Below are 14055 nucleotides of genomic sequence, written 5' to 3' on the forward strand. Positions count from 1 at the left end.
CTTGGTAGCGGAGTATTGCGTATGCCCATTCGAATTCCTGACGGCTTGCCCGCGCGCGAAACGCTTGTGCGCGAAGGTGTGCAGGTGCTGGATGAATCCATTGCCACACGGCAGGATATCCGCCCCATGCAGATCGGCCTTCTGAATTTGATGCCCAATAAGATCGAGACCGAAGCACAGATTGCTCGGCTTGTCGGCGCAACTCCGCTGCAGGTGGAGCTGACGCTCGTCCGGATCGGCAGCCATGTTGCCCGCAACACGTCGGAAGAACATCTCATCTCTTTTTATCATACCTGGGATGAGGTGAAGGATCGGAAGTTCGATGGCTTCATCATAACCGGAGCGCCAGTTGAGCGGTTGCCATTCGAAGACGTGTCGTACTGGGACGAGTTGAAACAGATCTTCGATTGGACAGAAACCCATGTGCATTCCAGCTTTTTCATTTGCTGGGGTGCCATGGCGGCGGTCCAGCATTTTCACGGCGTTCCAAAGCATGAACTGAAAGAGAAGGCTTTCGGCGTTTATCGTCACCATAATCGCAAGCCGGAATCTCCTTTCCTCACGGGGTTCTCGGACGACTTTTCCGTTTCGGTGTCGCGCTGGACGGATGTGCGGCGGGAAGACATTCCCGAAGACAGTGGTCTGAGCATTCTTATGGAGAGCGATGAGACCGGTCTGTGCCTGCTACATGAAGCGCACGGAAACCGGCTCTATATCTTCAATCATATTGAATATGATTCTACATCGCTCGGCGCAGAGTATCAGCGAGATGTGTCGGCGGGGAAATCCATCAATGTACCGGCCAACTACTTTCCGGATGATGATCCCACCCGGACCCCGAAAAACCGGTGGCGCTCGCACGCGTTTCTATTGTTCGGGAACTGGATAAACCAGATGTATCAGACAACGTCCTATAATCTCAAAGATATAGGAACGGAGCGCGGCGGCGACAGTAAGGTCCGGCAGGCCAAGTAATCTTTGTTTCGCCAAGGGGCTCTCAATATCCGGCCAAGCCGGACAATAAAGAATGGTCGGAGTGAGAGGATTCGAACCTCCGGCCCCTGCCTCCCGAAGACAGTGCTCTACCAGGCTGAGCTACACTCCGCGCCGAAGAACGGGGCTTTTACGCCTGCCCAAAAATTTTTCAAGGGGGCAATCTGAGGTTCGAGGATTCAGGCTGCAACCGGCAATGTCGGCTCGTCGGCGCCGGGGCTCCATTGGGCGTATTTCTTCATCACGCCCTTGAAGAGCGAGCTCTGCTTATGCCCCTCCAGCCATGCCTGCAGCGCGGGCAAATCCTGCGCGTTGAACCAGTCCATGTCGGTGTGAGCGAACTGGCGGATGAACGGAAAGATCGCAATGTCGGCCAGGCTCCGTTCAGCCCTGACAAGCTGGCCCCCCTGCGCTGTGATCCGCGCGTCCAGATCCTGAAGCATTTCGAGACCACTGGCGCGCGCGGCGCCGGGCACGAGATCTTCGTCGGAATAGCGATTGGGGTATTTGTATCTGTCCAGCGCGCGCTTGAATGGACCATCATTGCGTGCGATCAATTCATGCGTCGTGTCGGGATCGGCGTCCAGCCAGCCTTCCGGATCGTTCTGCGCCAGCGCCCAGCGCATGACATCGAGGCTTTCATCCACAATGTCGCCAGAGGAGGTCAGCAAGACCGGCACAGTCCCTTTCGGGCTTGCCTCCAGCATCTCGGCCGGCTTGTCCCGCAGGACGACTTCACGGACCAGCACCGGGACACCGGCTATGGAGAGGCCCATCCGGCCACGCATGGCATAGGGGCAACGTCGAAACGTGTAGAGCGTATGCGCCGCGCTCATGCGTCTTCGCTCCGGCGTGCCTCCGGGCCCATATGTTCCTGGCCACGCTGGCGGGCGAGGTCGATCTGCTTCTGGCGCTCGGCAAAGCGGGCGCGTTGCTCATCGCTCATTTCGTCGATGCAGTGAGGGCAGGAAACGCCAGGCACATAGCTGGCCTCCGCCTTGTCCGCATCCGTGATGGGACGCTTGCAGGCATGGCACATGTCGTACTCGCCGGGCGTCAGGTCGTGCTTTACTGACACGCGCTCATCGAAGACGAAGCATTCGCCGCGCCATTTGCTGTCTGTCTCGGGCACGGTTTCGAGGTATTTCAGTATGCCGCCTTTCAGGTGGAAGACATCCTCGATGCCCTCCGATTTCACAAAGCTGGTCGCTTTCTCGCAGCGGATGCCGCCCGTGCAGAACATGGCGACCTTGGGTGAGCGGCCTTCGGCTTCAAGCTTGGCGCGGAATTCGCGGAACCATTCCGGGAACTCCCGGAACGTCTTGGTCTCGGGGTCAATCGCGCCTTCGAAGGTGCCGATGGCGTATTCATAATCATTGCGCGTATCAATCAGCACAGTGTCCGGATCGCTGATCAGCTCGTTCCACTCATTCGCCTCGACATAGGTCCCGACCAGCGCATTTGGATCCGTGCCGGGCACACCCATTGTGACGATTTCCTTCTTCAGGCGCACTTTCAGGCGCAGGAACGGCATCTCGTCGGCTTCGGAGAATTTCGCTTCAAGATCTGCCGCCCCCGGGATTGCGCGAAGGGCAGACAGCGCAGTCTCAATGCCATCAGCCGTGCCGGCAATCGTGCCGTTCACGCCCTCGGCCGCCAACAGGACGGTGCCCTTGACACCGGCACCACAAAGAAGCTGGGCGAGATCCGCCTTGCGGGCTTCAAAGTCCGGGAAGGAAAAGAACTTGTAAAAGGCTGCAATCGTGTAGGTCATGACGCGCCTTATGCCAGAATGCGGGGCAGATTTGAATATTGGCCGCGCAGGCTCGTGTCAGACCGGCTCAGACAGGATGCGCGGCAGTTTGAAGGTCACCGTTTCTCGGGCCGTCTCGATCTTGTCGAGTGAGACATCGAACCGCTCACCGCAGGCATTGATCACACCCTGCACAAGGTCTTCCGGCGCGCTGGCCCCGGCGGTCAGGCCGAGGGTTGAGACGCCATCAAACCAGGCCCAGTCGATGTTCTCCGCGCTCGCCACCAGTTCCGCCCGTGCGGCACCGGCGCGCTTGGCAACTTCGACCAGTCTGACCGAATTGGAACTCGTCGTCGCGCCGATAACGAGCACCAGATCTGTGCCCGGCGCCAGAACTTTCACGGCGTCCTGACGGTTTGTGGTGGCGTAGCAGATGTCTTCCTTGTGGGGGCTCGAAATGCCGGGGAAACGAGCCTGTAGTGCGGCGACAATGTCTGCGGTGTCATCGACCGACAGGGTCGTCTGGGTAACGAAGGCGACATTGTCTGGATCGTTGGGCTCAAACGCGGCGACGTCCTCGACGGTTTCGATCAACGTGATCGTATTGCCGGGCAATTGTCCCATCGTACCGATGACTTCGGGGTGTCCTGCATGACCGATCAGCACGATCTCACGGCCTTCGCGATGATGGCGTTCGGCTTCGACATGAACCTTGGAAACAAGCGGACAGGTCGCGTCGACATAAATCATGTTCCGGCGTTCGGCTTCGGCGGGCACGGATTTCGGTACGCCATGCGCGGAAAAGATGACCGGGCGGTCTTCCGGGCATTCGTCCAGTTCCTCGACGAATATGGCCCCAAGCTCCTCAAGACGACTCACCACATGCGCATTGTGGACGATTTCGTGGCGCACATAGACTGGCGCGCCCCATTTGCCGAGGGCTTCTTCGACAATCTGAATGGCGCGATCAACGCCCGCGCAGAAGCCCCGCGGGGCGGCAAGGCGGATTGTAAGTGGCTGCCTGTCGGTCATTTCATCCTATCTCCTGCCTGTGGGCGTTGCGCCGAGACGTCTGGGCCTTTAACACATCTGCAGCAACAGATGGACAGGCCTTTGCATCAGGCCAAGAAGGACACGCCGACGCATGATTAAATATGCCCCACTTCTCGCCGCGGTCATCCTCTCTGGCTGTGGAGGCAGCAAGCTCGCAGAGACTTTTGATACGCGCCAGAATGCCGGGCCATGCCCGCCAGTTGGCGCGCTGTATGATTCGTCGCGTTATATCGAACTTGATGGTGGCGGTGAACTCTACACCAATATTGAATATACCGGAGAGGTGATCGATGTTCGCCTGTTCTGTCGGTATGTCGGAACAGACCCACTGAAGGCGGAACTCGAGATCGATTTTGCGTTTGGCAAAGGTCCAGCGGCTGACGCGTCCACGCACACCTTCCCGTATTATGTCGCGGTGATCCGGCGCAGTGGTAAGGTACTCGCCAAGGAATACTTCAATGTCGATGCGAATTTCGGCGGTAACAAGCTCGCAGGTGCCACGGAAGTGATCCAGACCATCGAGATCCCGCGCGTAGACGAGTCGATCTCAGGCACGAACTTCGAAGTGATTGTCGGGTTCGAGCTGACCGAAGAGCAATTGGAATTCAACCGCGCGGGCAAACGTTTCCGCATGGATGCCGGGCAGTAACATCATGGCCAGTCTGATCAATGAATTGTCGGCGGCCGCCAGCGCCGCCTTTGAAGCTATGGGGCTGGAGGCGAAATGGGGGGCTGTGCGCCGGTCTGACAAGCCCGAATTTGCTAACTTCCAGTGCAATGGCGCGATGGGCGCTGCCAAGTCCGCGGGTCGTAACCCACGCGAGATCGCTGGCGAAATTGCTGCGGCGCTGAAAGAGCATTCGATGATCCTGTCGGCGGAAGTCGCCGGGCCGGGCTTCATCAATATCCGCGTTTCGGACGAGGCCATGTCTCAGCGCGCAGAATTCATTCGGACAGACGACATGGCAGGTGCGGAGCCTGCGCCGGACCCGAAAGTGACCGTGATCGACTTTGGCGGCCCGAATGTCGCCAAGCCGATGCATGTCGGCCATCTGCGCTCGGCCGTGATCGGCGACACGCTGGTGCGTCTCCTGCGCTTTCTTGGCGACAAGGTGACAGGCGACACTCATCTCGGCGACTGGGGGCTTCAAATGGGCCACTTGGTTACCGAGCTGTATGACGAGCAGCCGGACCTGATCTATTTCGACGAGAGCTTTGAAGGCCCGTATCCGGAAGAGCCGCCAGTCACGATTGATGATCTGGCACGCCTGTACCCTGCTGCGAGCGCCAAAGCGAAAGCAGATGCTGCGCGCAATGAGCGCAGCCAGAAAGCGGTCGCAGAGCTACAGGCGGGTCGGGCCGGCTATCGCGCCTTGTTGCGCCATTTCATCAATGTGTCCGTCGAGGCGTTGAAGATCGATTACGAATTCCTGAACGTGCATTTCGACCTCTGGAAGGGCGAAAGCGATGTGGATCACCTGATCCCGGGACTGGTCGAGAAGTTCAAGACGGCGGGTCTCTCTGAAGAGGATGATGGTGCCGTCATTGTTCGCATTGAGCGTGACAGCGACAAGAAGGACATGCCGCCCATCATGCTGGTCAACAGCCGCGGCGGCACCGGGTATCACACCACAGACCTCGCGACGATCGAAGACCGGATGGAGAATATGGAGCCGACGCCGGAGCTGATGCTCTATGTCGTCGACCAGCGCCAGGCGCTGCACTTCGAACAGGTCTTTCGTGCGGCGGAGATGCTCGGCCTGATCGATGAAGGCCATATGGAGCATATCGGCTTCGGCACGGTGAATGGCGACGACGGCAAGCCCTTCAAGACCCGCGAAGGCGGCGTACTACGCCTGGCGGACCTGAACACGATGGCGTTTGAAGAGGCGCAGAGAAAGATTGTGGAAGCCGGCAAGCTGCCCGAAGACATGTCGGAACAGGAGCGTCATGAAGTGGCTGCCGCTGTGGCCCTGGCTGCGCTGCGTTTCTCGGATCTGCACAATACGCGTACCAGCAATTACGTCTTTGACCTCGACCGCTTTACCAGCTTCGAAGGCAAGACCGGGCCCTACCTGCTTTACGCGGCCGTGCGGATCAAATCCGTTCTGCGCAAAGCTGCGGAGGCCGGTTTCAAGCCGGGCGACATCAAGATTGGCCATGATGCAGAGCGCGCCCTCGTTTTACAGCTGGATGCCTTTGCAGCCGCGCTCCTTCAAGCGCGAGAGAAACGCATGCCGCATGTCCTGTGTGAGCATGTGTACAACCTCGCCCAGGGGTTCAGCGCGTTCTATGCCGCCCTGCCGATCGCCTCAGAAGAGGATGCAGATTTGCGCGCCAGCCGTCTTGCCTTGTCAGCGGCTGTCCTGAACCAGCTGGAGACCGGGCTGGACCTCCTCGGCATCCGTATACCGGAGCGCATGTAGTCTCTACAGCGGTGTAGCTTGCCACTGAGCAGATCCTCCCTGATCTTTCGTTGAGAGATCAGTAGAGGAGTTATCAGATGGCCAAGAACGTGCCCGCGCCCGTGGACGCACCTGTGGAGCCTGCGCCGCAATGGGAGTTCGCGTCCCAATGGTCCAAGGCATGGAAAGTGCTAAAATGGTCCGGCGTCGCCCTGCTGACCATCGCATTCCTGACGGTGATCGGGCAGGGATTTCTGTTCTATCGCATCTTCGATGATGTGCACCCGGTGCTGGGATACAGCTTCATCCTGATTCTCGCCGCGCTGTTGCTGTTGCTGGTTGGCCGACCGCTGGCGTCATTTCTGTCGATGCCTGTCGCGGCGAAGCCACCGCACACGCCGTTCGATATAGAGAAACCAGACATCTCGCTCCTCTCCCAGCGCCTGAAATATGATCTGAAATATCTTGCCATGCTGAAGCGGAATCCGCTGCTGGCTGATGAAGTGTCCGCGATGGAAGAGGGTATCGCTATCGGTCGCGCCTTGCTCGCGCGATTTGCGATTGCGGGCGAGGAGTCTGCGGCCAATGTCGCTGCAGATCTCGAAGCTTTCCAGAAGGACCATATTGAGATTCATTTGAAGAAGCTGGATACGAAGGTCGACAAGCTGATCCATGCGGAGGCTGTCGGCGTGGGCGTAGCCACAGCATTTTCGATGAATGGCACTGTGGACGCTTTCGTTGTGCTCTGGCGCAACGCCAATCTCATCGCACGTATCTCTCAGATCTATTTCGGGCGCCCGCATCTTGGCGGCACGCTGCTGATCTTGCGCGATGTGGCCGCAATCGTGATCGTCAGTCGCGCGCTGGAGGATGTGACCGACATGACAGGCGATGTCATTGGCGGCTTGCTCGGTCGGATGGGTGGGCTGATCGCCGGGCCGGTCATGGATGGCGCGGTGAACGCGATGCTCACTCTGAAGATGGGCTATCTGGCCAAGCGGCGGTGCCGCGCCTTTGAGGGCTGGTCCGCACGGCAGGCCCGGTCGATTTCGGCAGAGGCGCTCGAGCGGGTGAAAAAGGAATCCGGTTCGGTCGCGACAGACCTGCTGAAACGGTGTGGCGGTCTGACGTCTCGCGCTGCCTGGGCGGCGGAACAGACCATGTCCGGCTCGCGCAATGCCTGGTCGATGGTTCAGGGCTGGTTCGGCCGCAAGCCATCGGAAGCATGATCCCCGCTTGGTTGCCCAAACATCTGGCAGGCGGCGTGGCAAGACAGGGGGGTGCTGACTCTCTGCTTGCTGGCCACCAGAATCCGCGCTAGTTCGACACTCATAGACGACCTCCTCCCGGGAGAGAGCGGGTAACCAGCCCCGCCGCCGAAGGCGCAACCGCCCCGGAAACGCTCAGGCAAAAGGACCGGGGGAGAGACAACACGCTGGAAAGAGGCGGGCCTTGTGGTGCCGTCTCGCCGAAGGAGCAAGCCCGTACATCGGGCGGAATCTCTCAGGCGCCCAAGACAGCGGGGGCGACGATGCGCAGCTTCGGGCTGCCCCGTCTCCTCATGAAAGGGCGTCATGGCCGAACCGACAACTGATAATCTGAAGCGCACTCCGCTTCATGACCTGCACGAAGAACTTGGTGCGAAGCTGGTTCCGTTTGCGGGCTATGAAATGCCGGTTCAGTATCCGATGGGCGTCAAGGACGAGCATCTCTGGACCCGGTCCGAGGCAGGCTTGTTCGATGTGTCTCATATGGGACCGTGCTTTCTCTCCTTGGCAGATGGCATTGGTGGTGGAGACGAGGCGCACGCGAAAATCGCTGCGCTGATTGAAACGTTGGTGCCCTCCGATATCGCCGGACTGAAAGAAGGTCAGGCGCGTCTGACCGTGCTGCTCAATGATGAGGGCGGCATTCTCGACGACCTGATCATCACACGACCAATCGGCGAAGAGGCGCAGGGGTCACTTTACATCGTTGTCAATGGTGCGGTGAAGGAGGCGGACTGGGCCCTCTTTGAGCGGACATTCGAAGGCAAGGCCGTGTTGACACGCGCCGATGATCGCATCTTGTTTGCTCTGCAGGGACCAAAGGCCGCCGAGGTAATGCAGGACTTTTTCCCGGGCTGTGCAGAGCTCAAATTCATGCGTCACATGCCGTTCGAGCTGAATGGGACTCGCTGCATCGTATCGCGCTGTGGGTATACGGGTGAAGATGGTTTTGAAGTGCTGGTCTCTCCCGAGGCGGGCGTGCCGCTGATCAAGGAGATGTTGACGGATGAGCGCGTGAAGCCGATTGGTCTCGGCGCACGGGACTCCCTGCGCCTGGAAGCGGGATTGTGCCTTTATGGTCACGATATGGATACCACCCGCGATCCGGTGGAGGCGGACCTTGCCTGGGTCATCCAGAAGAAGCGTCGTGAGCAGGCCAATTTTCCGGGAGCGGAGCGTATTCTGAAGGCGCTTTCCGATGGGCCGGCTGAAAAGCGCGTTGGCATCAAGCCACTTGAAAGGGCCCCCGCGCGCGAAGGCACAGTGATCGAGATCGGCGGCGAACCTGTGGGTGTTGTGACATCCGGCGGTTTTGGCCCCAGTGTCGATGGGCCAGTAGCCATGGGCTATGTGCGCGCGGATCTGGCCGAACTTGGCACGAAGATTGACCTGATGGTGAGAGGCAAAGCGCGCGCTGCAGAAGTTTGCGAGCTGCCTTTTGTGAAACCGAATTACAAACGCTAAGAGGGAAACGGGCGATGACAACTTACTATACTGAAGATCATGAATGGATCACGGTTGAGGGCGATATCGCCACGGTCGGGATCACGAAATATGCGGCGGACCAGCTCGGCGATGTGGTCTTTGTCGAAGTACCGGAAGCAGGCGCCAGCTTTGGAAAGGGCGACGACATGGCTGTTGTTGAAAGCGTCAAGGCGGCGTCTGACGTTTACGCGCCTGTGGCTGGCGAAGTGACCGAGGGCAATGGCGCGCTGGCCGATGCTCCGGAAACCGTCAACGAAGATCCGGAAGGCGCAGGCTGGTTCTGCAAGATGAAACTGTCCGATTCCGGAGAGCTTGGCTCTTTGATGAATGTGGATGCGTACAAGGCTTTCTGCGACGGCCTGTAGGGGCCTCCTGACACTCTGATGGAGTAACTAGCATGAGATACCTCCCCCTGACACCGGAAGACCGCGCAGACATGCTGGGCACGGTCGGTGCCAATTCGGTCGATGACTTTTTCACCGATGTACCGGAATCGGCTCGCTTGAGCGGTACAATCTCCGGCCTGCCGGACCATCAGGGGGAGCTCGCCGTTGAGCGCCATATGACGAAACTGGCCGCGAAGAACCGCTCGGCGTCGTCAGGGCCGTTCTTTGTCGGCGCTGGCGCCTACAAGCACCATGTTCCGGCCACGGTCGACATGGTGATCCAGCGCTCCGAGTTTCTGACAACCTACACGCCCTACCAGCCGGAAATTGCGCAGGGCACGCTACAGACCTTGTTCGAATTCCAGACTCAGGTCGCCGCGATGACCGCAATGGATGTGGCAAACGCCTCCATGTATGACGGCTCTACGGCCTGCGCCGAGGCGGCCATCATGGCCACCCGCGTAACGCGCCGGAAAAAGGTGATTCTGTCAGGCGGTCTGCATCCGCACTATGCCGCCGCCACGAAAATGGTGTGCGAGGCGCAAGGGTTCGAGGTCGTCCAGTTGCCAGTCGCCGTGGATGGTGAGAATGCGCTGGCCGATGCCGTCGACGACCAGACAGCCTGCGTGATCGGCCAGAGCCCGAACATTTTCGGAACGGTAACCGACCTGTCGAAAACTGCCGACGCCGCGCATGACAAAGGCGCGCTGCTCGTCTCCGTCTTCACTGAAGCCGTTTCGCTGGGCCTTGTCACGCCGCCCGGAGAGATGGGCGCGGACATTGCCGTGGGCGAGGGCCAGTCCATCGGCAACGGCCTCAATTTCGGCGGGCCCTATGTTGGCCTGTTTGCCTGCACGCAGAAACTGGTCCGCCAAATGCCAGGGCGTCTGTGCGGGGAGACCGTTGACGCCAACGGAGATCGCGGGTTCGTGCTGACGCTGTCGACCCGCGAACAGCATATCCGCCGTGACAAGGCGACGTCCAATATCTGTACCAATTCCGGCCTGTGCGCGCTGGCCTTCACGGCGCATATGACGCTGCTGGGAGGCAAGGGGCTGGAACAACTGGCCCTGCTGAACCATGAGGCGGCCTGCGATCTTGCCGATGCGCTGGAGGCAGTGCCTGGTGTCGAAATCCTGACGCCGCGCTTCTTCAACGAGTTTGCCTTCCGGACCCCGATGGATGCCGAAGCTGTTCTGGCCATGCTGGATGAGGCCGGTGTGGTCGGCGGCGTTCGCGCCAGTCGCCTCTTCCCCGATGGACATATGGGCGACGTCATCCTCTGCGCAGCTACAGAATGCACGACGGCGGAAGATATAGCCGCCTATGCTGCCGCCCTGAAGGAGATCATCTGATGACCGAGGTATGCGTGGAGCGCAGGATCGAATGCCTCGTTGAGGGCAAATGGAGATCTGGCCGTATCGCGGTCATGCAGCCGGAGCTTGATGGCGAGGACTGGCGTTGTGAACTGGATCTTGATTGGCCAGGTTACAAGAAATCATATCCGGTGATGGGCGTGGATGCTTACCAAGCTCTCGAATTGGCGCTGAGAGTTGTACCAGTCGAGATTATGGCCAGTGAGAGTTTTTGCCGCGGTCAGCTGCGCCTTTATGCCGAACAGGATCTACTCAACGAAGAGCGCCTCTACAAAGCCTTTCACGCTCAGCCTTATGGAAAGCCGTCATGACCATGAACACCCAAGGCCGCCCGACATCTCCCGTTTCAGCTGCCAACCAGTCCGTGGACACCGTGTCCGGTTCGAAAGGCTTGCTGCAAGCCGAGGGCCTGATCTTCGAGATCGGCACACAAGACACGACGGGCGTTGACCTGCCCACGCCGAAGAACCGCACCGGTCGCCTTGGCGGCGTTGCGCGCAAGCAGCCGACCGGCCTGCCGGGCCTGTCGGAGCCGCAGACGGTGCGCCACTATATGCGCCTCAGCCAGAAGAATTATGCCATCGATCTTGGCCTGTTCCCGCTGGGCAGCTGTACGATGAAACACAATCCGCGCCTCAATGAGAAACTGGCGCGCCTGCCGGGCTTTGCGGATATCCATCCGCTGCAACCGCAGGCGACCGTGCAGGGCGCGCTGGAATTGATTGACGAATTGGCCACCTGGCTGAAGACCCTGACCGGTATGCCTGCGGTCGCGATGAGCCCCAAGGCCGGAGCGCATGGAGAGTTCTGCGGCATGATGGCGATCCGCCAGGCTCTGGTGGCGCGCGGCGAGGCCGAGGCCCGAAAGCGCGTCCTGGTGCCGGCCTCCGCCCACGGAACGAACCCGGCAACTGCGGTTCAGTGCGGCTTCATCGTGGACGAGATCAAGGCCAATGCCCGCGGCCGCGTCGACATGGAGTCTCTGAAGGCGAAGCTTGAAAAAACCGACGATATTGCCGGCATCATGCTGACCAACCCCAATACGTGCGGCCTGTTCGAGACCGACATCAAGGAGATTGCCGACCTCATCCATGCGGCGGGCGGATATTTCTATTGCGACGGTGCGAACTTCAACGCCATTGTCGGCCGGGTCCGCCCGGGGGATCTCGGCGTCGATGCGATGCATATCAATTTGCACAAGACGTTCTCCACTCCACATGGCGGCGGCGGCCCGGGCTCCGGCCCGACCGTCCTGTCCGATGCGCTGGCGCCTTACGCTCCGGTGCCCTTTGTCGTGAAGGATGAAGATGGCGTTTTCCGTCTCGTTGAGGATATGGAAGGTGACGCCAAAGAGAGCTTCGGCCGCATGGTCGCCTTCCACGGCCAGATGGGCATGTTCGTCCGGGCCCTGACCTATATGCTCAGCCACGGCGCAGATGGCCTGAAACAGGCCTCCGAGGATGCGGTCCTCAACGCGAACTATATTCAGGCCCGCCTCAAATCCGTGATGACCCCGGCCTTTGAGGGCTATTGCATGCACGAGGCATTGTTCTCCGACGCCTTCACGGCAGACGGGATCGAAACCATCGACATTGCCAAATCGCTGATCGATGAAGGCTATCACCCGATGACGATGTACTTCCCGCTGGTTGTGCACGGGGCGATGTTGATCGAGCCGACCGAGTCGGAATCGAAGGCGGAACTCGACCGGTTCTGTGACTCGCTTGAGTCGATTGCCCGCCGCGCCGCGCAGGGCGACGAGACGCTGAAAGGCGCGCCTTACCTAGCCCCGATGCGTCGTCTGGACGAGACACAAGCGGCCCGCAAGCCGGTTTTGAAATGGACACAGCCCGACGCCAATTCCGTCGCGGCAGAATGAGCGAGCCCTATGGTGCAACCCGGCCGAGTGGTTTTGGCTGCTCGCGCCGGAAGATTGCGCTCCGTGCCTTGGCAAAGCCGACAATCATCGGTCGTTCAATGAAGCGATAGGTCATCGCCGCAACGAAGAGCGTGGCAAACAGCGCTGTGGCGTAGAGAATGATATTGTCCAGCGGTCCGGCATGTCCTGCCTGGAAGAGCGGCCTGAGCGCCGGAACCTTGGATAATTCCGCGAAGCCAATCCGGATCGGCGCCAGAATGATCGGGTGACACAGGTAGAGTGAAAAAGACCAGTCGCCGACACGCGCAAGGGCGCCATGCACTCTCATGAAGCCAGGTTCTATTGCGCGAATCCTGTCCGGCATGGCCTGTCCGCCCAGCCAGCCAATCCAGAAGACGATTGCGGCAGCGATCGCCCCGACAATGAGCGACACTATCAAGGCATCAAGGCGCTGGCTGAACGGCGCAGCTTCAGTGAGATCGAAACCGAGAATTCCGAGCGTCGCAACGAGTGCGCCGATACCGGCCGGAATGAGCCAAGCTTGCCGACGGTACAACTCCAGCGTGGCGAAGCCGTAAACAAGCAGCGTGCATGGCAGACCGAACCAGAACACGCGGCCCCACATCATCAACTGATCATCTTCGACGCCCTGAAGGCCGAGACTGGCCATCAGCCAGAACACAGCTACCAGGGTGAGCGCACCGCTGCGCCAGGCTACGCCAGAGCTGACCAGCAAGCCGACCACGGCACCCATGATGAACTCCATCGTCATTGGATAGAAGACCAATGAAACTATATCGGCTCCAAAAGGCTTGGTTAGTCCGAAGAATGTGCCCGCCGCGATTGCGCCGCCCCACCCCAACAGGACCCACAGCCAAAAGCGCCGCGGCAGCAGAATGATCAGTGTGAAGGCGAGATAGAAATAGATCTCGTGAACCAGCGTCCAGCCGACACCAAGCACCGGATGCGCGTTCTGGGGTACCAGAAAGTAGGATTTGATGAGGAATGGAAGAAGCGGTTGTCCTTGGCTGACCCGGTTCCAACCTTCGCCCAGACCAAAATCATTATACAGGAAGAACATGCCAGTCATGATCGCGGCGAACAGCCACCAGAGCGGGTAAATCCGGGTAACGCGGGCGAACAGGAAGTCCAGGCTGGAACGTACACCTGACCTCATGCCTTGGGTTACATGCACCATGATGAAGCCGGATATCACGAAGAAGAGGTCAACTCCGGCATATCCATTCGTGACAAAGCCATTCAGGAATGGCGTCTCCGAAAGGCCATTGTTGCCGATCGCCAGCATTTCCATTGCGCGAATGTGATAGACGACAACCAGCATGGCGGCCAAGCCGCGTAGGATCTGGATGGACTGAAGTTTCATGCCGTCCTCTAGCCAAGTTGCCGTTCATGACAGCAAGAATTCGCAAAATGTAGCAATCAGGTAACGCAGACAC

Annotated in this window: 13 protein-coding genes, 1 tRNA gene and 1 riboswitch; of the genes, 9 read left to right on the forward strand and 5 right to left on the reverse strand. The window is 59.4% G+C overall.

Annotated features, from left to right (window positions below; genetic code table 11):
• Positions 1-21: 21 nt before the first annotated feature.
• Complete coding sequence (gene metA / locus HY36_RS11930) at positions 22-975, forward strand: homoserine O-acetyltransferase MetA (RefSeq protein ID WP_035553040.1); 954 nt, start codon at positions 22-24, stop codon at positions 973-975.
• Between the two features lie 53 nt (positions 976-1028).
• Here metA and HY36_RS11935 read toward each other — a convergent pair.
• The 4 genes from HY36_RS11935 to ispH form a co-directional block, all read right to left on the reverse strand.
• A tRNA-Pro gene (locus HY36_RS11935) sits at positions 1029-1105 on the reverse strand.
• 67 nt (positions 1106-1172) lie between these two features.
• Positions 1173-1829, reverse strand: a complete 657-nt coding sequence (locus HY36_RS11940; protein WP_035553043.1) for a glutathione S-transferase — start codon at positions 1827-1829, stop codon at positions 1173-1175.
• The gene (locus tag HY36_RS11945; protein WP_051602756.1) at positions 1826-2767 is read right to left on the reverse strand and encodes a rhodanese-related sulfurtransferase; all 942 of its coding nucleotides are present in this window, start codon (positions 2765-2767) and stop codon (positions 1826-1828) included. The genes HY36_RS11940 and HY36_RS11945 overlap by 4 nt, the downstream gene beginning before the upstream one ends.
• Before the next feature lie 57 nt (positions 2768-2824).
• Positions 2825-3778: a 4-hydroxy-3-methylbut-2-enyl diphosphate reductase gene (gene ispH / locus HY36_RS11950; RefSeq protein WP_035553048.1), complete on the reverse strand. Its 954-nt coding sequence runs from the start codon at positions 3776-3778 to the stop codon at positions 2825-2827.
• A 112-nt stretch (positions 3779-3890) separates the two neighbouring features.
• On the opposite strand from ispH, the gene HY36_RS11955 reads away from it, so the two are divergent.
• From HY36_RS11955 to gcvPB, 8 genes are all read left to right on the forward strand, one after another.
• Positions 3891-4448, forward strand: a complete 558-nt coding sequence (locus tag HY36_RS11955) for a hypothetical protein (protein ID WP_241764193.1) — start codon at positions 3891-3893, stop codon at positions 4446-4448.
• Positions 4449-4452: 4 nt separating this feature from the next.
• Complete coding sequence (gene argS / locus HY36_RS11960) at positions 4453-6225, forward strand: arginine--tRNA ligase (RefSeq protein ID WP_035553379.1); 1773 nt, start codon at positions 4453-4455, stop codon at positions 6223-6225.
• A 77-nt stretch (positions 6226-6302) separates the two neighbouring features.
• On the forward strand, positions 6303-7433 hold the full coding sequence (locus HY36_RS11965) for a DUF697 domain-containing protein (RefSeq protein WP_035553051.1): 1131 nt from the start codon (positions 6303-6305) through the stop codon (positions 7431-7433).
• A 108-nt stretch (positions 7434-7541) separates the two neighbouring features.
• Positions 7542-7633, forward strand: a riboswitch (glycine riboswitch).
• A 145-nt stretch (positions 7634-7778) separates the two neighbouring features.
• Positions 7779-8936, forward strand: a complete 1158-nt coding sequence (gene gcvT, locus HY36_RS11970) for a glycine cleavage system aminomethyltransferase GcvT (protein WP_035553054.1) — start codon at positions 7779-7781, stop codon at positions 8934-8936.
• A 14-nt stretch (positions 8937-8950) separates the two neighbouring features.
• A complete protein-coding gene (gene gcvH / locus HY36_RS11975; protein ID WP_035553057.1) occupies positions 8951-9322 on the forward strand; it encodes a glycine cleavage system protein GcvH in 372 nt (123 codons plus the stop codon).
• Between the two features lie 32 nt (positions 9323-9354).
• Positions 9355-10698 (forward strand): aminomethyl-transferring glycine dehydrogenase subunit GcvPA, encoded by a 1344-nt coding sequence (gcvPA, locus tag HY36_RS11980; RefSeq protein ID WP_035553060.1) that lies wholly within the window; start codon positions 9355-9357, stop codon positions 10696-10698.
• Entirely contained in the window at positions 10698-11030 is a 333-nt protein-coding gene (locus HY36_RS11985; protein WP_035553062.1) for a DUF6968 family protein, read from the forward strand. Before gcvPA ends, HY36_RS11985 begins: the two co-directional genes overlap by 1 nt.
• Positions 11027-12598, forward strand: a complete 1572-nt coding sequence (gcvPB, locus tag HY36_RS11990) for an aminomethyl-transferring glycine dehydrogenase subunit GcvPB (RefSeq protein ID WP_035553064.1) — start codon at positions 11027-11029, stop codon at positions 12596-12598. Before HY36_RS11985 ends, gcvPB begins: the two co-directional genes overlap by 4 nt.
• A gap of 7 nt (positions 12599-12605) precedes the next feature.
• Here gcvPB and HY36_RS17870 read toward each other — a convergent pair whose 3' ends face one another.
• Positions 12606-13982, reverse strand: a complete 1377-nt coding sequence (locus HY36_RS17870) for an acyltransferase family protein (protein WP_051602757.1) — start codon at positions 13980-13982, stop codon at positions 12606-12608.
• Between the last annotated feature and the right edge of the window lie 73 nt (positions 13983-14055).

This window comes from Hyphomonas atlantica corrig., assembly GCF_000682715.1.
Taxonomy (GTDB): Bacteria; Pseudomonadota; Alphaproteobacteria; order Caulobacterales; family Hyphomonadaceae; genus Hyphomonas; species Hyphomonas atlantica.

What these genes read in the sequence shown, in the direction of transcription:
- metA (WP_035553040.1), top strand. Translation starts at nt 22, where the DNA reads ATGCCCATTCGAATTCCTGACGGCTTGCCCGCGCGCGAAACGCTTGTG.
- HY36_RS11985 (WP_035553062.1), top strand. Translation starts at nt 10,698, where the DNA reads ATGACCGAGGTATGCGTGGAGCGCAGGATCGAATGCCTCGTTGAGGGC.
- HY36_RS11940 (WP_035553043.1), bottom strand. Translation starts at nt 1,829, where the DNA reads ATGAGCGCGGCGCATACGCTCTACACGTTTCGACGTTGCCCCTATGCC.
- HY36_RS11965 (WP_035553051.1), top strand. Translation starts at nt 6,303, where the DNA reads ATGGCCAAGAACGTGCCCGCGCCCGTGGACGCACCTGTGGAGCCTGCG.
- gcvPB (WP_035553064.1), top strand. Translation starts at nt 11,027, where the DNA reads ATGACCATGAACACCCAAGGCCGCCCGACATCTCCCGTTTCAGCTGCC.
- ispH (WP_035553048.1), bottom strand. Translation starts at nt 3,778, where the DNA reads ATGACCGACAGGCAGCCACTTACAATCCGCCTTGCCGCCCCGCGGGGC.
- gcvT (WP_035553054.1), top strand. Translation starts at nt 7,779, where the DNA reads ATGGCCGAACCGACAACTGATAATCTGAAGCGCACTCCGCTTCATGAC.
- argS (WP_035553379.1), top strand. Translation starts at nt 4,453, where the DNA reads ATGGCCAGTCTGATCAATGAATTGTCGGCGGCCGCCAGCGCCGCCTTT.
- HY36_RS11945 (WP_051602756.1), bottom strand. Translation starts at nt 2,767, where the DNA reads ATGACCTACACGATTGCAGCCTTTTACAAGTTCTTTTCCTTCCCGGAC.
- gcvH (WP_035553057.1), top strand. Translation starts at nt 8,951, where the DNA reads ATGACAACTTACTATACTGAAGATCATGAATGGATCACGGTTGAGGGC.
- HY36_RS11955 (WP_241764193.1), top strand. Translation starts at nt 3,891, where the DNA reads ATGATTAAATATGCCCCACTTCTCGCCGCGGTCATCCTCTCTGGCTGT.
- HY36_RS17870 (WP_051602757.1), bottom strand. Translation starts at nt 13,982, where the DNA reads ATGAAACTTCAGTCCATCCAGATCCTACGCGGCTTGGCCGCCATGCTG.
- gcvPA (WP_035553060.1), top strand. Translation starts at nt 9,355, where the DNA reads ATGAGATACCTCCCCCTGACACCGGAAGACCGCGCAGACATGCTGGGC.